The sequence below is a fragment of the Neisseria sp. P0022.S010 genome, from assembly GCF_051956635.1.
On sequence record NZ_JBQCXF010000869.1, the window covers coordinates 1 to 472 of the forward strand.

At 53.2% G+C, this 472-nt stretch carries 1 rRNA gene; it reads left to right on the forward strand.

The features are described from left to right. A 16S ribosomal RNA gene (locus tag ACTHUT_RS21850) occupies positions 1–341 on the forward strand; the annotation flags it as partial. Between the last annotated feature and the right edge of the window lie 131 nt (positions 342–472).

Consider the following 472-nt stretch of genomic DNA (forward strand, 5'->3'; position numbering starts at 1 on the left):
TCATGGCCATTATGACAAGGGCTTCACACGGCATACAATGGGCGGTACAGAGGGTAGCCAAGCCGCGAGGTGGAGCCAATCTCACAAAACCGATCGTAATCCGGATTGCACTCTGCAACTCGAGTGCATGAAGTCGGAATCGCTAGTAATCGCAGGTCAGCATACTGCGGTGAATACGTTCCCGGGTCTTGTACACACCGCCCGTCACACCAGGGGAGTGGGGGATACCAGAAGTAGGTAGGGTAACCGCAAGGAGCCCGCTTACCACGGTATGCTTCATGACTGGGGTGAAGTCGTAACAAGGTAGCCGTCGGGGAACCTGCGGCTGGATCACCTCCTTTCTAGAGAAAGAAGAGGTCTGATGCCTTCACCCTTCTCGGTAAACTGTAACAGATGCGGAAGAGAAAAGCTTGAGTGAAGACAAGATTCGCTTACGAAGAGAATCCGGGTTTGTAGCTCAGCTGGTTAGAGC